Origin of the sequence: Novosphingobium aquae (assembly GCF_037572715.1) — a bacterium.
In the GTDB taxonomy this organism is placed as follows: domain Bacteria; phylum Pseudomonadota; class Alphaproteobacteria; order Sphingomonadales; family Sphingomonadaceae; genus Novosphingobium; species Novosphingobium aquae.
Genome location: NZ_JBBHJY010000006.1, coordinates 244,281 through 266,379, shown reverse-complemented (window position 1 = coordinate 266,379; position 22,099 = coordinate 244,281). Strand labels below are relative to the sequence as shown.

Here is a 22,099-nt window from a genome sequence, read left to right as displayed (position 1 = left end):
CCGTCAAAACGCCAATGCGGCAAGGGCTCAGGCAGCCTGCGCGATCAGCGCCTGCGCTTCGTCTGTCAGTTCGAGTTCGTCCAGCGACGCCGCCTCGCAGCATTCACCTATCGCCACGGTCTGTCCGCCGACGCGGACCTCGCCCCTGCGCGGGATGACCAGCAAGGGCCCGGTATAACGCCCGGCGAGCGCGGCATCCGGCATGCCCTCGATCCGGTCGAGCAGGAAGTTCGGCCCATCGACCAGCGTCACCGATCCGGTGTCCGGAACATGAAACATCGAGGTTTCCGGATAGGTCTCGCCCTTTGCCACGGCCATGCCCTGTTCCAGATGCAGTTCGCGCGGGCGGCCATAGTCATAGAGCCGGTACGTCACGTCGGAGTTCTGCTGCACCTCGACCAGGCTGATCCCCGGCCCGATGGCGTGGACTGTGCCCGGCGGGATATGGAAGAAGTCGCCAGCCCGCGCCGGATGCCAGGTCATCAACTGTTCGATTGATCCATCGAGCGCGGCGGCGCGCATCGCCTCTGAAGAAAGCGGTGCGTTGAAACCGATGCCCAGCGTTGCGCCGGGTTCGGCAGCGATCACCAGCCAGCATTCTTCCTTGCCGTGGCCGGGAAGCTGCGCGTTCGATGGGTGGACCTGCACCGACAGCTTCTCGCTGGTGAAAATGTATTTGACCAGAAGCTGCGGCAGGCTCGGCTGCGGTTCGAACCACACTTCGCCAATGGTCTGGCCTTCGAGCGCCACAAAAGGTGCCGGCAGTTCGCGCCGGCCCCACGGCCGTTCGACCATGCGGACGGGCAGCAGGCCGGTCACTGGTTGACCGCGCCTGACAGCTTGCCGACGAGCTGCGCTCCGTCGATTGTCGTTACCAGCACGTCATTGCCGTCCACCACCACGATCACGTTCTCCAGCCCGATCACCGAGACGCGGGGGCCATCGGTTTCCACCAGAACGTTCCGGCAATCGACGAGTTCCGCATCGCCGTGGACGCGGTTGCCGTTTTCGTCCCCGTCGCGCGCATCGCGCAGCGCGTGCCAGTTGCCGATGTCGGACCAGCCCATGTCGGCGGGGACCATGGCGGCGCGGCGGGTATTTTCCATCACCGCATAGTCAACGCTTTCGCCCGCGATCTGGCCGAAGGCATCGGCATCGGGATGGAACCGCGCGCCCTCTTCGCGTCCGGCTTCAACCGCAGCGCGCGCGGCGGCGAGGATCGCCGGGCGGTGTTCGCCCAGTTCCTTCAGAAAGGCGCCGGTCCGGAAAGCGAAGATGCCGCCGTTCCACGCATAGTCGCCCGAGGCGAGGAATTCGCGCGCACGGTCAATGTCGGGCTTTTCGACAAAGCGCGCTACCTGATAGCCGCCGCTGTCGCCGATAGAGTCGCCGCGCTGGAGGTAGCCGAAGCCAGTTTCGGGCGACTTCGCCTCGATCCCGAAGGACACCAGCCAGTCTTCGGCAGCAAGGGCCGCAGCAGCCTGTGCGGCGGCGGCGAAGGCCTGATCATCGGCGATGTGGTGGTCGCTCGGGCAGACCAGCATCACCGCATCTTCGGGCAGGCGCAGCGCGGCAAGCGCAATGGCGGAGGCGGTGTTGCGCGCCGAAGGTTCGACAATGACCTGCGCCCCGTCATGCCCGGCCAGCTGGCTCTCGACATGGGCAAGGTGGGCACTGCCGGTCACCACGATCGGCGGGGCAAAGGCAGCGGGATCGGCGGCCCGGGCTATCGTGCCTTCGAACAGGGTCCGGTCACCGACCAGCGGCAGGAAGGGCTTGGGAAAGCTCGCACGGCTGCGCGGCCACAGGCGGGTTCCGCTGCCACCGCAGAGGATGACGGGAGTGATCTTGGTCATGGTTTGAAGCTATCCATCAAGCGCGGCCACTCGGCAACGCCTGCCTGCGTAAAATGTTTCACGATTCAACCGCGTTTGAGCGCACCGACCGTGGGCGCGATGGTCAGCCGGTCCAGCAGTTCGGCCACTTCTTCCAGCGGGTAGTCAGGCTGATCGCGTAGCCACCAGCCAAGGATCTCGATCGTTGCCGTAACGCCGAACCGGATGCCCAGCGTGCGTGGCAGCCATTCGCTGGGAAAGGCTGCAATCGACATCTCGTCGGCCAGCCGCTCGAACTGTTCGCGCAGGTGCGTGGCTGCGCCCCCGGTGAGCAGCGCCGACCAGACATCGCGCCGCGCGCCGACATGTTCGGCCAGCACGAGGCAGGTCCGGCGGGTATCGGCAGGGTCGAGCAGCGGCGCGGTGCGCGCCAGCATCTCGGCAATTTCCTCGCTGGCGATGGCATCAAGCATCGCGTCTTTCGACGGGTAGTGGCGGAAGAACGTGGCATAACCCACACCCGCCTCGGCAACGATGTCGCGGACGGTGATCTTGTCATAGGACTGACGGGCGATCAGCGCGATGAGCGCGGCGCGCAAGGCCGCATCGCTGCGCAACTGGCGCGCGTCGCGTGTCTTCCCGGCCAAACCTTTGGCAGTGGCGGCAGCAGTGGCCATGAGTCCCCTTCGTATGTGGCTGCGACCACCATGCGCGATTGCGCCGCGCGGCTCAAGGGCATGGCAGACTTGCGATGGCAAGGATATCGCCTAACCTGCACCGATCTTTCGCAACACGGGTCCCTTCATGTCCAGATTGTTCGCCGCCGCGCTTGCCGCCGGCCTGCTTGCTACCACCCCGCTCGCCGCCAGCGCCAGGCCCGCTGCCTCGCTTGAAACGGCCGAGGCGCAAGTGCTGGCGCTGGTGAAACAACTCGTCGCGATCAAGTCGGTCGCGGGGCCGGGCAACCAGACGGCGGTAGCGGACAAGGCGATTGCCGACGCGCTGGTTGCCGGCGGCTGGGCGCGTAGCGATATCGATATCGTGCCGCTGAATGACACCGCCTATATCATCGCCACCTGGCCGGGCAGAGATCCGAAACTGAAGCCGCTGGTGATTTCCGGCCACCTCGACGTTGTCGCCGCCGATCCGAAGGACTGGCAGCGCGATCCCTTCACGCCGATCATCGAGGATAGCTTCCTGTTCGGGCGCGGCGCGAGCGACATGAAGCTCGACGCGGCGAGTGCGACATCGGCGCTGATCGAACTGCGCCGGCAGGGCTATAAGCCGCGCCGCACCATCGTGCTGCAATTCTCGGGCGACGAGGAAACCACGATGGTAACCAGCCGCAGAATCGCCGAGCGGCTGAAGAATGCCGAACTGGTGATCAATATCGACGGCGGCGGCGGCGCGCTTGACGAGAAGACGGGCAAGCCCGCCTACTGGTCGTGGGATGGGGCGGAAAAGACCTATAACGATTACACGATCGAGGTGACCAACCCGGGCGGCCACAGCTCTGCCCCGCGCCCCCAAAATGCCATCGTCCAGCTTGCCACCGCGCTCAAGAACATCGGCGAATACAGCTTTGCGGTTGAACAGAACCCGCTGACCAAGGCCTATTTCGCCAATGCGGCCGCGTTCGAATCCGATCCCAAGCTGGCCGCCGCGATGCGCACCTTTGCCGCCAATCCAGGGGATGCCGGTGCGGTGAGGACGCTGCGCGCCAGTCCGACCTATGTCGGCAAGACCGGCACGACCTGCGTGCCGACGCAGGTCAACGCCGGCCACGCCCGCAACGCCCTGCCGCAGCGCGCCACGGCGAATATCAACTGCCGCATCTTCCCGGGCCACAGCCGCGAGGAAATCCGCGCGCTGCTCGAAAAGGTCGCCGCCGTGCCGCAGGCCAGCGTGAAGGATGCCACGGGGGACGAGTCCATCGCCTCGCCCGCCAGCCCCATGCGCGCCGACGTTCTGGCCGCCATGACCAAGGCGATCCGCGCCAGCTATCCCGGCGTGCCGATCATCCCGACGCAGGCATCGGGCGCTTCCGATTCGATGTATTACCGCGCGCTGGGCGTGCCGAGTTATGGCGCGAGCCCGACCTTCATCAAGGATTCGGACAGTTTTGCCCATGGTCTGAACGAGCGGGTGCCGCTGGCCAACATTGCGCCGGGGCTGCGATATTATCTCAGCCTGTTCACCGACCTGTCGAAGTAAGGTCTTGGCCTAGAGGTCTTCTGGCCGATTGATGTTCGCCGGCGGCGCAGGGAGCGTGACGCGCCGCGCGCCAAGGCTTTCGGCAAAGGCGAACATCGAATGTCGGCCATCGCCGCGCAGGATCGCCTCGATCGCGCGCGCGCCTTCGACGGCAGGCCAGCGGCCGATCACCGGCTGCTGATCGACGCAGGCGGGGGCGGGGAACAGCAGGTCGGGCAGATCATCGGGCAGGCCGGGTGAATCGACCCCGCAGTTGATCACTTCGCCATAGCCTTCGTCCACCGCGTAATGCAGCGCGGCAGCCAGCCCGCCGAGCGGGCCCATGTTCGGCTGCGGCCAATCGGGCAGGCACAGCGCGGGGCCGAAGGTTCGCCCGACAATCACAACATGATCGCACCAGCCGGAGAGCTGCTCGACCGCGATTGCGATCAGGCTGCGCCCGCCGATCTCGGCCAGCGCCTTGTCGCTGCCGAAGCGGCTCGACTGGCCGCCGGCAAGGACGACACCTAGGATGGGGATTCGTGCCATGGCCGCAGCCTAGTGGCCCGCCGCACCGGCGCAAGCCACTTACCGGCGCGGCGGCACCCCGGCGGAAAGGCCGCCATCGACCGGCAGGTTCACGCCGGTAATGTTGCTCGACAGATCGCAAGCGAGAAACAGCGCCGCGTTGGCGCAGTCCATCGGGTCGATCGGGCGGCCCAGCGGGTGAGTGGCTGCCATGCTCGCCTTGGCCGCATCGCTGGTCTGCAGGCCGGGTATGAAATTCGTCGCCATGCCCGCCGGGCAGACCGAATTGACGCGGATGTTCTGGTCAGCAAGCTCAAGCGCCAGCGTCTTGGTCAGCAGGGTCACCGCGCCCTTCGACGAACCATAGGCGCTGCCGCCCCAGCCGATCAGCCCGGCAACCGAGGCGGTATTGACGATCACGCCGCCGCCTTGTCCGTCCTTGGCCTGTTTCTCGAACTGCCGCACCGCCGCCTTGCAACCGTTGATCACGCCGGTGACGTTGACGCGGTAAATGCGGTCAATCTCGTCATCGTCGGTGTCGACCAGCTTGCGCACCCCCGCATAGCCCGGGCGCGGTTGCAGCGTGATGCCGGCATTATTGTAGATCAGGTCGAGCCGCCCGAAGGTCTCGACCGCAGTCGCAACGGCCTCGTCGACCGCGATCCTCTCGCCAACATCGCAGATGCGCGAAATGCAGGTGCCGCCTTCTGAAGTTACGGCGGCCACTGTCTCGTCCAGCCCGTCCTGCCCAATGTCCAGCGCCAGCACCTTGGCCCCATGGCGCGCGAAGAGCAGGCAGGCGGCGCGGCCGACACCCGATCCCGCGCCGGTGACGATAACGCTTTTCCCTTGCAGCAGGCCGCTCATGGCACTCTCCCAACATTCGATATTGTGAATATGTTTTCGCCAAATCATGCTATGGACAAGTCGGCACAGGGTCAAGCCGTCCGCTTGACGCGCAACACCGCGCCGCCTAGCAATCGCGTTCACAATAGCGAAAAGGCCTGCGATGACCCGCACTTCCCCCGGCGTGAAACGCATCGCGGCGATCCTCGATTTCCTCGCCGACCACCCGACCCAGTCCTTCGCGCTGACCGATCTGGTGCGTGCGCTCAAGCTCAGTCGCGCGACCGCTCATGCCCTGCTGACGGGGCTGGTTGAAGTCGGCTACCTCTACCGCACCGGCGACAAAACCTATGTCCTCGGCCCCGCTCTCGCCCGCGTGGGCCGCGCGGCGGCGCAGAACATGTCCCCGCTGCAAGTCGCCCAGCCAGAAATGCGCGCGCTGGCGGATGAATTCGATGTCGTCTGCTCGGCCTTCTTCCTGGAAGGCGACACCATCGTCAGCCGCGAGCGCGCTGCATCGATCAGCCATGTCGGCTATTCGCTGCCGCTGGGCACGCGGATCAAGCTGATGCCGCGCTCGCTACCAACGTTCTTCTCGTGGCAGCCCGAGGAAGCACGCGAGCGGCTCGACCGTGCCGAACCGCCGGTCAGCGCAGCGCAGCGCGAGCAGATCGAAGCCGCGATGCAGTTCGTGCGCGACAAGGGCTTTGCCGTGATGATGCGGACCGACGATGCCGGTCGCCAACCCGATAGCCTTGAGGCCTTCGGCAGCGAAACAGACCGGCCCGTGACGATCCTGAGCGCGATTTCGCCCACAGAAACCTATGCCGTCAGCGCCGTGATCGCGCCGGTGTTCAACGGCCATGGCCGCATAGAATTCGTCATCTCGCTGATGGGCTTCACCGGCCCGCTTACCGGCGCACAGGTCTCGGCAGCGGCAGAGGATCTCAAGGCCGCCTGCCACCGCATCGGGGCGTTCCTCGCCTGATCCGGGCGCTTGCGATGCCCACCGGATTCGTCTAAACTGCGAACAACAATTCGCAGTTACGAATTAAATCCGGGAGAGCAGCCGTGTCCGACATCATCGTCGCCCCTGAAACGCGCGATCTGGACGAGCTGGCCAGCGCGCTTTCGGGCTGGCTTGCAGGTAAGCTGGGGGTGCCGGCGGTAACGCTGTCCGACCTCGCCTATCCGCGCGGCGCGGGGCAATCGCACGAGACCATCCTGTTCTCCGCCCGCTGGTACGGCGGCGCGCTGGAAGGCGTGGTGCGGATCAAGCCGGGCGGCTTCACCGTGTTCCCCGACGACCTGTTCGAGGCGCAGTACCACGTGATGAAGGCACTCCATGCGGGCGGCAGCGTGCGGATTGCCGAGCCACTGTGGCTGGAGGAAGATCCGGCGATCCTCGGCCGCCCGTTTTTCGTCATGCGCAAAGCCGTGGGCCGCGTGCCGGTGAGCGTGCCGCCCTATTCGCAAAGCGGCTGGGTGTTCGAGGCCAGTCCCGCGCAGCGCCGCGTGCTCTGGGAAGACGGCGTGCGCCAGCTTGCCGCGATCCAGCTGGCCGATCCGGCGGACTTCACCTTCCTCGCCGGGCCGGACAATGCGCGTGACGGATTGGCGCAGGAGTGGGACAAGTACCGCCGCTTCATCGCCTGGCTCGATGAAACGCCCGCCAGCCGCCCGTTTTGCCGAATTCTGGAACGCGGCATGGACAAGCTGGCCGAGACCATGCCTGCCGACGCCCCTGTCGGCCTCGTGTGGGGCGATGCACGACTGGGCAACATGATGTTCGGCGACGATTTCCGGGTGGTCGCGGTGATGGACTGGGAGCAGCCCAGCCTTGGCGGCGCGCTGCATGATCTGGCGTGGTTCGTGACGATGGCAGGACACTGGCACCGCCGTCCCGACGGTTCGTGGTTCGAAGGCATGGGCAGCCGCGAGGAAACCATCGCGCTGTGGGAAGAGGTAAGCGGCAAGAGCGCCGCGCATTTGCCGTGGTTCGAAGCCTTCACGCGGGTGAAGACGAGCTGCACCGGGCTGCGGCTGGATCAGTTGCGCGGGACCAGCACCTATGTCGAAGAAGCACTGGCGAAGCGGCTTGGGGTGGATTGAGCAAGACCTCGTCCCGGGTCATGCCCGGGACGAGGCAGCCTCACCCCAGATTGAAGAACTTCCGCGCGGTGTGGCAGATGATGTCCTTCGTCTCCTCCGCCGGCACGCCATCAAAATCGCGCATGATGATCTTGCGCGAATTGGGAAAAGTCGTCTCCGAGTGCGGGTAATCCGATGACCACATGATGTTGCGGCCGCCGGGAAGATTGCGGCACAGCACGCCGGTGCGGTCCTGGATGAACGATCCGTAGACGTTCTTGTCCATGTAATAGGCCGGACTCTCGGTCAGCGGGCTTTCCACCCAGTAGCGCTGCTTTTCCCAGGTCCGCGTGACGTATTCGGTGAACCACGCCATCCAGCCCACGCCGCTTTCGATCATGCCGAGCCGCAGTCCGGGGAAGCGCAGGAAGATGCCGTGGAAGATGAACATCGACACCGGCTCGGCCATGGCGAGCTTGCTCATCGGCATGTCGGGCAGGAAATGCAGCTTATCACCAAAGCGCGGCACGCGGCCGCCCAGATGCATGGTGACTGTGAGGTTCAGGTCCTGAATCGTCGCCCACAGCCGGTCGAATTCCGGCTGGTAATATTGCAGCTCACCCTTGGGATCGCCGGTCAGCGCGGAGACCTGCCCTGCCTTCATGTTGGCGACGTTCGAGGTCGTTTCCCATGCCTTGGCGTTCTGCGGGAAGGCCGGCAGGTTGATCGTCTTGAAGCCCATCTTGGCGAGCCTCTGGATGTGGCCCAGCGTCTCGTCGATGTCGCGCATCGGCACGTAGCCGACCGGGAACAGGCGATTACGGTCAGCGCCGCACCAGTCCCACACCCAGTTCTGGTACGCCTCGTAACTGGCCATGTAGAGCTCGTTGTCGAGCGTGCCGAGCGGGCCGCCGCCGAACAACACCGCCTGAGCCATGTGATCGAGGTCCATGTCGGACAGGCGGAAATTGGCGTCCCACGACTGGCGCATATCGGAGAGCTTGCCCCGCATCTTGAAGTTCTTGCCCTCGCGCCCGGCCTGGTTGTTGATCATCTGCAGCGGGCGGCGGTTGCCTTCGAAGACGATCCAGTCGCAATCGTCGCCTTCCTCGATCTGGGGGCCGCGATCCTTGAGGTGCGCGGGAAGGTAATCGCGCCACATCGAATAGGGCGGATCGATATGGGCATCGGCATCGACAATCTCGCCGAGCGTCCAGTTTTCGACATCTACCAGCGGGCGGTCGAGCGTATCGAGGTCTGCCATTCTGCCTCTCCGTTTATTCGATATTGTGAATTATTAATCGATATTCGGAATTATCATGCAAATGGAAGCCCGAGTCAATCAGTCCGCAGCAGCAGCGCGCCATAGCCGTAGCCGCCATTGCACACGGCGCTGACCTTCGCGTCTTGCACCTGCCGTCCGCCGCCCCGGCCCCACAATTGCAGGCAGGCCTCATAGGTGTGACCATAGCCATGAAAGCGCCCGCCCGAGAGCTGTCCGCCGCCGGTGTTGACCGGCAATTCGCCGCCTATGCCGGTTCGGGTGCCGCCTTCGAAGAAGTGCGCCGCCTCGCCCGGTTGCCACAGCCCCAGTGCCTCGCCCCACAGCCAGACGTGGATCGAGAAGCCGTCATAGATCTGCGCGCAGGACAGGTCGGCAGGGGTCAGGTCGGTGCGCTGCCACAACATGGCGCCGGCCTTGGTTGCGGGCAGCGTGGTGAAATCGCCGACATGGATGCCTTGCCCCAGCCCGCCCAGCGACATGCCCATCGCCTCGATATGAATCGGCCGGTTGGCGCAGTCCTTCGCCGCGTCGCGGTGCGAGATCACCAGTGCGGTCGAGCCGTCGATATGGGTATCGCAGTCATAGAGCCGCAGCGGCGAGGAGATCATTCGGCTGCTGAGGTAATCCTCGATGGTCAGCGGATCACGGTAGATCGCATTGGGATTGTGCGCGGCATTGGCGCGGGCGTTGACCGAGACCCAGCCGAGCTGCTCCTCGCCGACGCCGTACTTGTCAAGATAGGCTCGGGCGAACAGCGCCCAGTGGTTGGTCGGGGAGACGGCGTGGAACGGCACGGTCCAGGCATTGTTGCCCGAAACGCGCGAAGCTGTGCCCGAAAGCAGCGTCGCCTCGCGCGATTGCAGCCGTGCCTGCGCCTGCGCGACGGTGCGGAAGACGAGGACGTGGCGGCACAGCCCCGTCGCGACCGCCATGATCGCGGCAAAGATCGCGCCCATGTGGCCGGGGCCCTCGTGATTGGCGACGCCGATCCACCTGGCATCGATGCCCAGCGCGAACATCGCCTCGTTCACGCCTACAGGGGAAATGCCGCCGCCAAGGTCGGTCTTGGGCGGGTAATTGACGATGCCATCGATGTCCTCCACGCGCAGGCCCGCATCGGCGATGGCCATCTGCGCGGCATCCAGCGTCAGTTCGATCGGGCTCTTCGCCGATGGCCGGCCGACTTCGGATTGGCCGATGCCGGTGATGCGGCAGAGCTTTTCAGGAAGGTCGGTCATGCGGGATCTGCCGGCGCGAAGAGCGGGAACCATACGTCGTCCTGCTGTTCGAAGGTCACCTGCACCGCAATGCCCGAATGCACTTCGTCGGGCGCGCAGAGGACGTTGCTGAGCACATAGAGTTCGGGTTGCTCGGTGAGTTCTATCGCGGCGAAGATGAAGGTCGGATCGACGCCGCGCTGCCATGACTGGGCATTGACAGTCCAAGTCTTCACGGTCCCACGTCCGGAAACAGCGCGGGCTTCAAGTTCCGCCGAATGACACTTCGGACAGCGGACCAGCGGCGGGTGCTGCCAGTGGCCGCAAGCCTGGCAATGCTGGATGCGCAGTTCGCCCTGCGCGCCGCCAGTCCAGAAGGCCTCGGTCAGCGGTTCCAGCAGGGGAAGTTTTCGCGTGCCGATCAAAAAACCACGCCTTTCACCTTGAGGTCGATGATCTCATCCTCGCTGAGGCCGGCGGCGGCAAGCACTTCGTCGCTGTGGGCGCCAACGTCAGGCGACTGGCCCGCCGGCAGCGGCTTGCCGTCAAACTGCATCGGCACCGAGACCACCGGGATATCAACCCCCACCGTGGTCCGTACGGTCTGCAGGTATTCGTTTGCCTGCACCTGCACGTCGCCATGCAGTTCGCCGATATGCTGGACCACGTCCCATTGCCCGTCCTGCTGCTTGAGGATCTCGCGCCATTCGGCGAGCGTCCTGGCGGCAAAGATCGTGGTGACTTCATTGAGGCAGGCTTCGACATTCCGCCCCCGCGCCTTGGCATCGACATAGCGCGGATCGTCGGCAAGCTCGGGCCGGCCGACCAGATGCATAAGCTTTGCCCAGTACTTGTCCTGCTGCAGCATGCACAGCGAGAGGAAGCGGCCGTCGCTGGTCCGGTAATTGTAGGAGAGCACGTTGTTGGGCCGGCCCCGCGGCGGGCGCGGGAAATTGTCGGTGCCGTCCATCATGGTCTGGGCAATGCCGCGCTGCATCGACCACATGGCCGCGTTGAGCAGCGACACCTCGACCGTCGAAGCCTCCCCCGTCATCGCCCGCTTGGCGATCGCGGCGCAGATGCCGCCCGCCAGCATCGATCCGGAGAGCGTATCGCCATGCGCCGGACCTGCCGGGCTCACCGGATATTCCGCATCCGGCTCAGTCAGCGCCGAGGCAATGCCGCCGCGCGCCCAGTATGATATCGCGTCATAGCCGCCCTTGTCGCCCTCCGGCCCCCGGTGACCGACCGCGCTGCCGAAAGCGTAGATCAGTTTGGGGAAGCGTGCGCGCAGGGTCTTTTCGTCGATATTCATCGCAAGGCGCGCGCGCGGCAAGAAGTTGGTGAGAAAGACGTCGGCATCGTCCAGCAGGCGCATCAGCACCGCTTGCCCTTCCGACGATTTCAGATCGAGCGTGACCGACTTCTTGCCGCGGTTGTAGCACTCCCATGACAGTTCCATCTTCTCCGCGCCGGTTGCGCCGGGGACCGAGCGCAGCCCGCGGATCGGATCGCCGCTCGTCGGCTCGACCTTGATCACTTCGGCGCCCATGTCGCTGAGGATGGCGCCCGCCACAGGCACGAAGGCCCACATCGAAGCCTCGACCACCTTGATTCCTTCGAGCGGCCTGCCCATGCCTGTTCTCCCACGGTCTCTGTGCGTTTTTCCCAGCCTAACCCGGCTTGACTTCGGGTCAATCGTTTTCGAATATGCGATATTAATTTCACAATAGCGAATTATTGACCGGCACCAGACTAGCGAGCCGGGACGGGAGAGTCACCGACATGATGAGTGCCAAGGTCCCCGAAAAGCTTGCCGATGCGCTTTCGCCTGAGTGGCTGTCGGGGGCACTAGTGGTAGAAATTGCCCGCGTCGATACGGTCGAGGTGATCCGCACGGTCGCCACCAAGGCGCGCTTCGTGGCGCACCTGGCAGACGGTTCGCCGCCGCTGGCACTGTGCCTCAAAGGCCTGCTCGACGGTGACGAAATGACCCGCATGGGCGGACCGACGATGGTGCGCGAGGCGGACTTCTACGGCAAGGTGGCCGGGTCGGTGGCGGTGCGCGTGCCCAGTCTGCACACCAGCGTCATCCACCGGGAGGCCCGGCAGGCCATCGTCATCATGCGCGACCTCATCGCCGAGGGAGCGACTTTTTGCTCCGCGCTCGATCCCTTCACCGCCGACGATACCGCCGCCAGCCTCGAGCAATTGGCCGCGCTCCACGCCGGGCGCGGACTGCTGGCCAGCGAGCCATGGATCACCCGGCGTATCGACGAATTCGCCGCGCGCCCGCACCTGAGCATTGAGCAGCTGCAGGCACTGCTCGACGATCCGCGCGGAGTGCCGCTCGCCCCGCGCACCAAGGACGCCGCCCGCCTGCTCGCCGCCCTCGCCCCGCTCGCCGCGCGCGATGCGGGCCGGATGCAGTTCCTCGTCCACGGCGACGCCCATGCCGGGAACATATTCCGCACGAGCGCCGGCCCCGGCCTGATCGACTGGCAATTGCTGCAGGCCGGCGGTTGGGCGCTCGATCTCGCCTACCATGTTGCTGCAACGCTGCCGGTCGAGATCGCCGCCAGCGAAGAACGCCGCCTGCTCGGCCATTATCTTGGACACATGCGCGCGCTCGGCTGCGCCATGGCTGACGATGAAACCGCCTGGCGCGAATACCGCGAGGCGATGGTCTATGGCTTCTACCTCTGGGCGATCACCCGCCGGGTCGATCCGCCCATCATCCATGCCTTCACCGCAAGACTTGGCGCCGGGGTTGAACGGCTGGACAGCTTCAGCCTGCTGGGGGTCTAGAAGCGCGAACGGGGGACAGGATTGCTCCTGTCCCCCGCAGCTAACGGTCGCGCCTTGGGAGGGAGCCGACCGCCGCTAGGCCCGTTCAGCCGCCGCCGAAGGCAAAGCGCAGGCGCACGCCGTACATCCGCGGCGGGCCGTACATGAAGTCGCCGATGCCCGACGATTCGAAACCGCCGCCCGACGAGGTCCGGTAGAGCTCGTTGGTAACGTTGGTGGCAAAGCCGATCACGTCGACCCCGGTGCCGCCGATGTTCGCCCAGGTGGCGTTGAGGTTGACCAGACTGGTCGACGGGATGCGGTTGTTGCCGTCCACCAGCTGCGACGAGGTATGGGTGAAGATCGCGCCGAGCGTGATCTTGCCCAGTTCGTCCGGCGTCGGGATTGTCAGGTCGGCCGATGCCGTCAGGCGGTGATGCGGCGAATAGGAAAGCTCGCCGCCAACAACGCCGCGCGGGATGATCTGCTGGAACGGGCTGTTGGCCGCCAGCGTCGGCGTGATCAGTTCCTTGATCTCGGTATCGAGGTACGAATAGCCCACCGACAGGCGCAGGATCCGGCCAAGGTTCACGCCGGAATCGACCTCAATGCCCTTGATCAGGGACCGGCCGGCATTGATGATCGCCGCACCGCCGGAGAGCCCCGACGTGGGCTTGGCGATCAGCGCGCCGAAGATCTGCTGGTCGGTGAAATTGTTGTAGAACGCGGCAATGTTGAAATAGCCGGGAACCGCACCGCCGAAGGTGAACTTGCCGCCCACTTCATAGGTATCGACCTTTTCCGGCCCCGCCGTTTCGATGCCCGGGTTGGTGAAGTTCACCGTGCCCTGACGGTATCCGCGCGACCACTTGGCATAGACCAGGATATCGTCGTTCGGCTTGAAATCAACGCCGAGCAGCCAGGTCGGCTTGCTCGACTTGGTAACGATCCGCGTACCGCAGAGCGACGTGTCGGGTGTCGCCAACAGGTTGACCGTCGGATGGCTGAGCGAGTCGTTGCAGACGCGCTGGACCGGGATGGTCCCCGCGCCGGGGATCGTCGCCAGGATGAAACGGTTCGATTCCGAATAGCCGTCGATCGTGTCGAAGGTGTAACGGAAGCCCCCGGTCAGCGAGAGCTGGTCGGTGAACTTGTAGGTCGCCTGCGCGAAGACGCCGTGGTTGTTGAAGTTGAACCGGGTGCGCGATTCCGAAATGATCACGCCTGGCGCGGTGAAGCTGGCCGACAGCGGCACCAGCGGCAGCGCGCCGGTGCAGTTCAGCGTGCCGGGATCGGTGCACTGGCCGTAAATGCCGGTGCGCTGCTGGTTCCAGCCCAATGGCCGGCTGAATTCGAGGTAGCCGCCGACCACATAGCTCAGCCGGTCATCCGAAGTGCGGCCTTGCAGCTGCAGTTCCTCGGTCCAGGTGCTGCCCGATGCCGCGTCATAACCGGGCTGGGTGCCCAGCTGGATGTACTGGAAGCGCGACCCCGGCAGAGGTCCACCGCGTCCCGCGAAGAACTGGGTGGTCGCATTGTTCGGCACGAAGAAGTTGTCGCTGTAGAGCTGGAACGCGCTCTGTTCGCGGTATTCGCCGTAGCTGAGGGTGTTCTTGACCGTCAGCGTGTCGCTCGCGTCCCATTTGGTGGTGTTGATCACCTGCCACATGCGCAAGTTGATACCCGGGGTCTGCGCCGAGACTTCGACATCGAGCGGGCCATCGCCGCGCGCCTTTTGCCGGGCAATCTGCTCGCAGGCAGCAATAGACGTGTAATAGCGCGTCAGGCTGCCACCAACGAGCGGTGAAGCCGCATTTGGATCGCAGAATTCATAGTGCGAGGCATATCCGTTGGTTTTCGACCGGCTGTAGGTCGCGACGATCGTGTTCTCGAGGTTGGGCGTCAGCTCGCCAAGGATCGAGAGGCGGCCATAGAAGTAGTTGACGTCGTTATAGTCCGCCGGGCCAATCCCCGAACGGTTGCGCATATAGCCGTCACGCTCATTGCGATCGAACGAGAAACGCACCTTGAACGTCTCGGCCAGCGGAATGTTGAGCGCGCCTTGTACGCGCTTCTGGTCGTAATTGCCGTAAGTCCCTTCAAGGTAGCCGCCGAATTCGCTGGTCGGCCGCTTGGGCACCAGCAGGATCGCGCCGCCGGTGGTGTTGCGTCCGAACAGCGTGCCTTGCGGGCCTTTCAGCACCTGCACGTTCTGGAGGTCGGTGAAGGACCCCGCGCCAACCGTGTTGCCGCCCGCTGTGCCGCCCTGTGCGCGGGTGCCGACGACATCGGCGAAATAGACGCCGACGGTCGGCGCAGTCGAAGCGTCCTGGTTGAAGCCGCGAATGGCGAAAGTCGCCTTTTCCGGGCCGAAGCGCGTATTGGTCGAAAGCGAAGGCGTGTAGGTGCCAAGATCAGAGGCAACGGCGATGTTGCGCTGGCTCAGCTGTTCCTGGTTGAACACGGTGATCGAGATGGGAACGTCCTGAAGCCGTTCTTCCACACGGCGGGCGGTCACAACGATATCGGCGGCGGAATTTGCCGATTCCTCATCACCCGCATCCTGCGCCAGCGCGGCATTGCTCATGCCCAGCGCGAGCACGGCGGCAAGAATCGATCCAGTTGTCCTGTAAATCGCCTTCATCTTCATCTCCCAATGGTTGACGCTGGCTTTGCCTTGCGTCGGTTCTCTGTGGCTCTGGCGGCCCAATTAATTTGGTAGTTATGAAATACGATGGCTCATACCATCATTGCTTTGGCCCTGCGTCAAGCGTCTTTGCACAGACCCTCTTGCATAGGCGAGCAATCGGCCATGACTGGAGGGAGCTTCGATCCGGTTTCACCCGCAACTGCAAAGCCAATTGACGTCGCTCTCTCAAAATGGGAAACTGCGAATTATTTTTCGAAACTGCGAATACCTTGGGAGTACGCATGGACTACGCCGGCTATATCGACGGGCACTTCGTCAAGGGCGAAGGGGCGACATTTGACGTCGAGAACCCGTCGGACGGCAGCATTGTGGCGACGATTGCCGGGCTATCCCCCGGCCAGACCGGACAGGCCATCGCCGCCGCACGCCGCGCTTTTGACAAGGGGGACTGGAGCAGCATGGCCCGCGCAGAGCGCGCCGCAATCATGCGCCGCTATGCCGAGGCGTTGGCTACCCACGCCGACCGGTTGAAGGAACTGGCCGTGCTCGAGGCCGGCTGCCCGCTCTCCTCCTCGGTCATGTTTGCGCAGGTCCAGACCCCGCTGCGCCACGCGGCCGAAATCCCCGAGGTCTACATGAGCCTGCCCGAGATCGAGGACAATCCGCTTCCGATGCACGAACGGCTGGGCATGGCGGGAATGCCGATGCAGTCAATCCGGCGCTACCTGCCGCATGGCGTCGTCTCGGCCATCGCTGCCTACAACGTGCCGCTGTTCACCGCGCTGTGGAAAGTGATCCCGGCGCTGATCACCGGCAATACCGTCGTGCTGCGGCCCAACCCGCTGACACCGATCTCGGCCATGATCTTTGCCGAAGCCGGCGAAGCTGCGGGTCTGCCGCCGGGCGTGCTGAACGTGGTGATCGAAGGCGGGCTGGAAGGCGGGCAACTTATGTCGAGCGATCCGCGCGTCGACATGGTCTCGTTCACCGGCTCAGTCGGAGTCGGCATTGCCATCGCCCAGCAGGCCGCGCCGACGCTGAAGCCGCTGGTGCTCGAACTCGGCGGCAAGTCGGCGCAGATTTTCCTCCCCGACTCCATCGACAAGGCCCCGATGCACGCGCGCGTGATCTGCGTCGCTCATGCCGGCCAAGGCTGCGCGCTCGGCACCCGCATTTTCGTGCCGGAGGAGAGCAAGGCCGAAGTCCTCGCCAAGGCGAAGGAACTGCTGTCCGCCATCCGCATCGGCCCGGCAAATGATCCGGCGACCGAGACCGGCCCGGTGATCAACGAAACCGCCGTCGCCCGCTGCGAACGCATCGTTGCCGATGCCGTGGCGGCGGGGGCCAAGGTGGTCCACGGCGGCAAGCGCTGGACCGGGATTCCCGGCGGACATTACTTCGAGCCGACGCTGCTCGACCTGCCTGACAACACCAATCCCGCCGCGCAGGAAGAGGTCTTCGGGCCGGTCGTCGCGGTGATCGGCTACCGCGACCTCGACCATGCGATTGCCATGGCCAATGATTCCAGATTCGGCCTGTCCGGCTGGGTCCACGGCGCTGACAAGCGCGTGGCGGTCAAGGTGGGCGAAGCGATGCGGTCGGGCTCGATCAACGTCAACAACGGCGTCACCAGCGCCTGGGCATCGATGGGCGGCATCAAGCTTTCCGGACAGGGGCGCGAACGCGGGCCGGAGGGCATTCGCGCCTTCCAGCAGGTCAGCGTCCTAAACTTCAGCTAATCAAGGTCAGGCAATATGGCACAAAGCGAAACCATCGAACGGCCCGAAGACCAGCAGGCCCGATTGATCGAGATGTTCTCGGTGGGCAGCCAGGCGGGCAATGCCGGGCTCGACACCGATCGCGACTATTCGGACGCGATCAACGACCTGCGCGAGGCGGGGTCGGTGCAGAAGGGCAGCCCGCGAAGCCTGCTCGGCCTGCCGGAAATCATGGGCGGCACGACTGTCGAGCGCGAGGACTGGACGCTGCTGGGTTTCGATGCCTGCGAGCGGGGCTTCCGCGAAAACCTGATCTTTTCGTCTGAAATCATGGCCGAAAGCCCCGGTCTCAAGCAGGTCGGCCCGACGATCCTGCAAATGATCGGCAAGGAGCACAAGCGCAACCGCGCGGTCGCCCAGCCTCTGTTCCTGCGCCCGCGCACAATGGACTGGTGGAGGCCGAACTGGATCGACCAGGCGGTGACTTCGCTGCTCACCCCGCTGGAAGGCAAGGACCGCGCCGACCTCAACCTTGAGCTCTGCGCCTGGCTGCCGATGTTCGTCGTCACCCGTAGCCTTGGCCTCGAGGGCAGTGACGAACTGGCCTTCCGCTTTCACCTGACCCGCAGCAGCTTCGGCGCGCGCGATCACACGCCCGAGGAAGTCGCGGAATCGCGCAGGGTGGTCGATGGCATCCTCACCGAAATGGTCGCCTCGCGCCGCGCCAACCCGCAGGACGATGTCGTCTCCGGCCTGCTCGAAAACGATATCAAGCTGCCCGACGGCACGACCCGCAAGATGACGCAGGACGAGCTGTTCTCCTTCGCCAAGCTGGTGATCTTCGCCGGTGGCGGCACAACCTGGCGGCAGCTGGGCATCACCATCGATGCCATGCTCACGCACCGCGACGTCTGGGACGAATGCCTCGCCGACCGCAACCTGATCGAGGCTGCCGTGGACGAGGCGCTGCGCTGGCGCGCGACCTCGGGCAACTTCTACCGCGTGGCGACGCAGGACATCGAAGTGGACGGCGTGATCATCCCCGAAGGCGCCCGCGTCAACCTGTGGCTCGCCGCGGCCAACCGAGATCCGCGCATGTTCGACAGCCCGGACGCGTTTGACATCCACCGCCCGAAACAGCACCACCTCGGCTTCGGCCTCGGTCCGCACCGCTGCCTCGGCATGGACGTCGCCAAGCAGGAGATGATCGCAGCGATCAATGGCCTGATGGATCGCTGGCCGAAGCTGCGGTACGATCCAGAAGCGCCCAAACCGATTTTCGCCGGGCTGGACATGCGCGGCATGACGGCGCTGCCGGTGATCCTCGACTAAGCTTGACTTGCCCCCGCCCGCCCGCTTCACCGGGGCGGCATGGGCGGATGGCACTTCTGGATCGATCGCGGCGGGACATTCACCGATGTCGTCGCGCGCGCGCCGGGCGGAGAGATCGTCACCCACAAGCTGCTGAGCGAGAACCCGGAGCATTACCGCGACGCCGCCACCGCCAGCATCCGCGCCGTGCTGGGAATTACCGCCGATGCCCCGATCCCGCCCGAGCAGGTCGCCGAAGTCCGCCTCGGGACGACGGTGGCGACCAATGCCCTGCTCGAACGCAAGGGCGCGAAGGTCCTGCTGCTGGTCGATCGCGGTTACGCCGACTTGCTGCGCATCGGCCACCAGACCCGGCCCGACCTCTTCGCCATGGAAATCCGCCTGCCCGAGCCGCTCTACGCAGACGTTCTGGAAGTGGGCAAACGTGTCGGCGCAGATGGCGCGGCGCTGGACACGCTCGATGAAGCGGCGCTGCTGGATGCCCTCAGGGCCAAACGCGCGGAAGGCTTGGAAACCTGCGCCATCGCGCTGATCCACGCGTGGAAATTCCCCGAAACCGAAGCGCGAATTGCCGCCTTGGCGCGTCTGGCCGGCTTTGCCCACGTTTCGGCCAGCCACGAAGTTTCGCCCCTGCTCGGCCTTGTCGCGCGGGCACGGACCACGGTAGTTGACGCCTATCTAGGCCCGGTGCTGCGCTCCTATGTCGAGCAGGTCGCGGGCGAGCTTCCCGGCGTGCCGCTGTCCTTCATGCAATCGAACGGAGGCCTTGCCGCAGCCGACCAGTTCCGCGCCAAGGATGCGATCCTGTCAGGCCCGGCGGGCGGCGTGGTCGGCGCGGCCAAATCAGCCGGAGAAGCAGGCGAGGACCGCGTGATCGCTTTCGACATGGGCGGCACCAGCACCGATGTTGCGCTCTATGCCGGATCCTTCGAGCGCCAGTATGACACGCGCATTGCCGGGGTCGAGCTTCGCGTGCCGATGCTGGCGATCGATACCGTGGCGGCGGGCGGCGGGTCGATCCTCTCGTTCGATGGCGCCCGGCTGCGTACAGGTCCGCAAAGCGCCGGTGCCAATCCGGGACCTGCTGCATACCGGCGCGGCGGGCCGCTGACGGTGACCGATGCCAATGTGCTTTGCGGCAAGATCCAGCCCGCCCATTTCCCCGCCGTGTTCGGCCCGGCCGGCAACGAACCGCTCGACGCCGATGCCGTCGCCGCGAAGTTCGATGATCTGGCGCGGGCCGCCGGCCGCCCGCCGCGCGAACTGGCGGAGGGGTTCCTCACCATCGCCGTCGCAACCATGGCCGCCGCGATCAAGCGCACCGCCTTGTCGCGCGGCGAGAATGCCGGCGGCTTCACCCTGCAATGCTTCGGCGGCGCGGGCGGGCAGCACGCCTGCCGCGTGGCCGAGGAACTGGGCATGACCCGCGTGCTCGTCGATCCGCTGGCCGGCGTGCTCTCGGCCTATGGCATCGGGCTGTCACAACGCTCGGCGATCCGGCAGGCGGCGCTTGAACTGCCGCTGGGAAGCGACCTTGCCCCCCGCCTTGCCGCACTGGAGGCAGACGCGCGCGCGGGTCTCGATCCCGCCGCCACGGCCACCGCGACCGTCCACCTGCGCTACGAAGGCACTGATGTGGCGCTCGGCGTGCCGCTGGACGAGGTCGAAGCGATGCGCGCGGCCTTCGAGGAAGCGCATCAGCGCCGCTTCGGCTTTGTCACACCCGAACGCGCGCTGGTCGTGGCTGAGCTCGCAGTCGAGGCAGTCGAACCCGGACCCGACCTGCGCCGCCCGGCACTCCCCAAGGGCACCAGCGCCGCACCGATCGATCATGTCTCGCTGTGGACCGGCGAGCGCGAATGGCAGGCGCCGGTGTTCGACCGGGACGCGCTCGGCGGGGGCGACATCCTCCCCGGTCCGTCGCTCATCCGCGAAGCCATCGGCACCGTGGTGATCGAGCCCGGCTGGCGCGGCGAAGTGCTGGCCAACGGCGCGCTGCTGCTCACCCATGTCGAGGCTGCCCCCGCCGCGCTGCCCGACCTGTCGCGGCCCGATCCCGTCCTGCTCGAACTGTTCAACCAGCTGTTCATGGGGCTGGCCGAAGCGATGGGCGCGGTGCTTGAGGCGACATCGTCGAGCGTCAATATCCGCGAGCGGCTAGATTTCTCCTGCGCGCTGTTCGACGCGGCGGGCAATCTGGTCGCCAATGCGCCGCACCTGCCGGTCCATCTCGGCTCGATGGGCGAGGCGGTGCGCACAGTGATCGCCAGTCACGGCGCGGACCTGCGCCCGGGTGACGCCGTGGTGCTCAACAATCCCTACAACGGCGGCACGCACCTGCCCGACGTTACTGTGGTCTCGCCGGTGTTCGACGATGCCGGCGAGAATATCCGCGCCTTCGTCGCCAACCGGGGGCACCATGCCGACATCGGCGGGCGCACGCCGGGATCGATGCCGCCCGATTCAGTGCAGCTTGAGGAAGAAGGCGTGGTGATCGATCCCATGCTGCTGGCGCGCGGCGGGCGGTTCCTTGAAGACGAATTCCGCGCCGTTCTGGCAACCGGCGCATGGCCCGCGCGCAATCCCGACATGAACGTGGCCGATATCAAGGCCCAGCTTGCCGCCAATGCCACCGGCGCGCGTGAGATTGCCGCGCTGGTGGCACGCTGGGGCTGGCCCTGCGTGCTCGCCTACATGGGCCATGTCATGGATAACGCCGAGGAAAGCGTGCGCCGCGTGATCAACCGGCTGGCGGACGGGCTTTTCAGCCTGCCCGCGGATCAGGGCGGATCGATCGAAGTGGCGGTTACGCTCGACCACGCGGCGCGTTCGGCCCGCATCGATTTCACCGGCACCAGTGCTGAGCGCGCGGGCAATTTCAACGCGCCGCCCGCCGTGACCCGCGCCGCCGTGCTCTATGCCTTCCGCTGCCTGACCGGCGATGCCCTGCCGCTTAACGAAGGTTGCCTGCGCCCGCTGGAGATCGTCATCCCCGCCGGCACCTTCCTTTCGCCAGCAACAGGCCGGGCGGTGGTGGCGGGCAATACCGAGGTCAGCCAGGCGATCACCAATGCCGTGTTCGGCGCGCTGGGTGCGCTCTGCGCCGGGCAGGGGACGATGAACAACTTCCTGTTCGGCAATGCGCGCCACCAGTATTACGAGACGATCTGCGGCGGCGCCGGTGCGGGGCCGGGGTTCGCCGGGGCCGGGCCGGTGCACACCCACATGACCAACACCCGCATCACCGATCCCGAAGTGCTCGAACTGCGCCTGCCGGTGCGGCTGGAGGAATTCTCCGTCCGGCGCGGGTCAGGCGGCAAGGGCCAATGGCCCGGCGGTGACGGCGTGCGCCGCAAGCTGCGCTTCCTTGAGGGCATGACCGTCACGCTGGTTTCCTCCAGCCGCAAGGTTGCGCCTTTCGGGCTGTCCGGCGGCGGCGATGCGGCCTGCGGGCGGCAATGGATCGAGCGCGCCGATGGCCGCATCGATCCCTTTGGCGGCACCGATGAAGCGCAGGTTGCCCCTGGCGATGCCGTGGTCATCGAGACTCCCGGCGGCGGCGGCTACGGACCACCCTTGGTCGGCGGGTAAGCGCCTTTCATCGATAGCGGATAGCC

The 22,099-nt window shown here is 65.5% G+C and carries 17 protein-coding genes; 7 read left to right on the top strand and 10 right to left on the bottom strand.

The window, feature by feature from the left end; translation table 11 throughout:
• Positions 1–27: 27 nt before the first annotated feature.
• From WG900_RS13355 to WG900_RS13345, 3 genes are all read right to left on the bottom strand, one after another.
• Entirely contained in the window at positions 28–819 is a 792-nt protein-coding gene (locus WG900_RS13355) for a class I mannose-6-phosphate isomerase (RefSeq protein WP_339967739.1), read from the bottom strand.
• Entirely contained in the window at positions 816–1,856 is a 1,041-nt protein-coding gene (locus WG900_RS13350) for a mannose-1-phosphate guanylyltransferase (RefSeq protein ID WP_339967737.1), read from the bottom strand. The genes WG900_RS13355 and WG900_RS13350 overlap by 4 nt, the downstream gene beginning before the upstream one ends.
• A 65-nt stretch (positions 1,857–1,921) precedes the next feature.
• Positions 1,922–2,512, bottom strand: a complete 591-nt coding sequence (locus WG900_RS13345) for a TetR/AcrR family transcriptional regulator (RefSeq protein WP_339967736.1) — start codon at positions 2,510–2,512, stop codon at positions 1,922–1,924.
• Positions 2,513–2,639: 127 nt separating this feature from the next.
• Between WG900_RS13345 and WG900_RS13340 the strand changes: the two genes are divergently transcribed.
• The gene (locus WG900_RS13340) at positions 2,640–4,049 is read left to right on the top strand and encodes a M20/M25/M40 family metallo-hydrolase (RefSeq protein WP_339967735.1); all 1,410 of its coding nucleotides are present in this window, start codon (positions 2,640–2,642) and stop codon (positions 4,047–4,049) included.
• 9 nt (positions 4,050–4,058) lie between these two features.
• Here the strand turns inward: WG900_RS13340 and mobA are convergent, their stop codons facing one another.
• On the bottom strand, positions 4,059–4,577 hold the full coding sequence (gene mobA, locus WG900_RS13335) for a molybdenum cofactor guanylyltransferase (RefSeq protein ID WP_339967734.1): 519 nt from the start codon (positions 4,575–4,577) through the stop codon (positions 4,059–4,061).
• Positions 4,578–4,616: 39 nt separating this feature from the next.
• The gene (locus WG900_RS13330) at positions 4,617–5,423 is read right to left on the bottom strand and encodes an SDR family NAD(P)-dependent oxidoreductase (RefSeq protein ID WP_339967733.1); all 807 of its coding nucleotides are present in this window, start codon (positions 5,421–5,423) and stop codon (positions 4,617–4,619) included.
• Between the two features lie 142 nt (positions 5,424–5,565).
• Here WG900_RS13330 and WG900_RS13325 point away from each other — a divergent pair, with 142 nt between their 5' ends.
• Together WG900_RS13325 and WG900_RS13320 are read left to right on the top strand one after the other, a co-directional pair.
• Positions 5,566–6,390 carry an IclR family transcriptional regulator gene (locus WG900_RS13325; protein ID WP_339967732.1) on the top strand — a complete coding sequence of 275 codons (825 nt, stop codon included), beginning with the start codon at positions 5,566–5,568 and terminating at the stop codon, positions 6,388–6,390.
• A gap of 83 nt (positions 6,391–6,473) precedes the next feature.
• Complete coding sequence (locus WG900_RS13320) at positions 6,474–7,514, top strand: phosphotransferase family protein (protein ID WP_339967731.1); 1,041 nt, start codon at positions 6,474–6,476, stop codon at positions 7,512–7,514.
• A 40-nt stretch (positions 7,515–7,554) separates the two neighbouring features.
• On the opposite strand, the gene WG900_RS13315 is transcribed toward WG900_RS13320, so the two are convergent.
• The 4 genes from WG900_RS13315 to WG900_RS13300 form a co-directional block, all read right to left on the bottom strand.
• Complete coding sequence (locus tag WG900_RS13315) at positions 7,555–8,757, bottom strand: amidohydrolase family protein (RefSeq protein ID WP_339967730.1); 1,203 nt, start codon at positions 8,755–8,757, stop codon at positions 7,555–7,557.
• 74 nt (positions 8,758–8,831) lie between these two features.
• Complete coding sequence (locus tag WG900_RS13310) at positions 8,832–10,016, bottom strand: thiolase family protein (RefSeq protein ID WP_339967729.1); 1,185 nt, start codon at positions 10,014–10,016, stop codon at positions 8,832–8,834.
• A complete protein-coding gene (locus tag WG900_RS13305) occupies positions 10,013–10,420 on the bottom strand; it encodes a Zn-ribbon domain-containing OB-fold protein (protein WP_339967728.1) in 408 nt (135 codons plus the stop codon). The genes WG900_RS13310 and WG900_RS13305 overlap by 4 nt, the downstream gene beginning before the upstream one ends.
• Positions 10,417–11,631, bottom strand: a complete 1,215-nt coding sequence (locus tag WG900_RS13300; RefSeq protein WP_339967726.1) for a CaiB/BaiF CoA transferase family protein — start codon at positions 11,629–11,631, stop codon at positions 10,417–10,419. Before WG900_RS13300 ends, WG900_RS13305 begins: the two co-directional genes overlap by 4 nt.
• Before the next feature lie 149 nt (positions 11,632–11,780).
• Here WG900_RS13300 and WG900_RS13295 point away from each other — a divergent pair, with 149 nt between their 5' ends.
• The gene (locus WG900_RS13295; protein ID WP_339967724.1) at positions 11,781–12,803 is read left to right on the top strand and encodes a phosphotransferase family protein; all 1,023 of its coding nucleotides are present in this window, start codon (positions 11,781–11,783) and stop codon (positions 12,801–12,803) included.
• An 85-nt stretch (positions 12,804–12,888) separates the two neighbouring features.
• Here WG900_RS13295 and WG900_RS13290 read toward each other — a convergent pair whose 3' ends face one another.
• A complete protein-coding gene (locus WG900_RS13290; protein WP_339967723.1) occupies positions 12,889–15,426 on the bottom strand; it encodes a TonB-dependent receptor in 2,538 nt (845 codons plus the stop codon).
• Positions 15,427–15,713: 287 nt separating this feature from the next.
• Between WG900_RS13290 and WG900_RS13285 the strand changes: the two genes are divergently transcribed.
• The 3 genes from WG900_RS13285 to WG900_RS13275 are packed head-to-tail and all read left to right on the top strand — an operon-like array spanning position 15,714 to position 22,073.
• Positions 15,714–17,171 (top strand): aldehyde dehydrogenase family protein, encoded by a 1,458-nt coding sequence (locus WG900_RS13285; protein WP_339967722.1) that lies wholly within the window; start codon positions 15,714–15,716, stop codon positions 17,169–17,171.
• A 15-nt stretch (positions 17,172–17,186) separates the two neighbouring features.
• Positions 17,187–18,482: a cytochrome P450 gene (locus WG900_RS13280; RefSeq protein WP_339967721.1), complete on the top strand. Its 1,296-nt coding sequence runs from the start codon at positions 17,187–17,189 to the stop codon at positions 18,480–18,482.
• Between the two features lie 39 nt (positions 18,483–18,521).
• On the top strand, positions 18,522–22,073 hold the full coding sequence (locus tag WG900_RS13275) for a hydantoinase B/oxoprolinase family protein (protein WP_339967720.1): 3,552 nt from the start codon (positions 18,522–18,524) through the stop codon (positions 22,071–22,073).
• Positions 22,074–22,099 lie beyond the last annotated feature (26 nt).